Origin of the sequence: Lactobacillus sp. 23-2 (assembly GCF_044902225.1) — a bacterium.
Lineage (GTDB): Bacteria > Bacillota > Bacilli > Lactobacillales > Lactobacillaceae > Lactobacillus > Lactobacillus absianus.
The window spans coordinates 1-210 of sequence record NZ_JAOQBX010000104.1 but is presented as its reverse complement, the minus strand read 5'-3'; the positions used below and the strand labels follow the sequence as shown (position 1 = coordinate 210).

Genomic DNA, 210 nt, shown 5'->3' with positions numbered 1-210 from the left:
GCTATATGAGCCGCATCACGAATCAGCGCGATGACTATCTGCACAAGATCACGGACCAGCTGGTAAAGGAATACGACGTCATCGTCATTGAAGATCTCAAGATCAAGAACATGACGAAGAATCACCACCTTGCCCGCTCAATTCTGCGCCAAAGCTGGGGCAGATTTCGTGCCATGCTGGAATACAAGTGCAAGAAGTACGGAAAGATCC

Annotated in this window: 1 protein-coding gene; it reads left to right on the top strand. The window is 49.0% G+C overall.

Going from position 1 to position 210, the window contains the following annotated elements:
• Nucleotides 1–210: IS200/IS605 family accessory protein TnpB-related protein (locus OCH80_RS10350; protein WP_404540705.1), on the top strand; the 210-nt coding region annotated here is incomplete at both ends.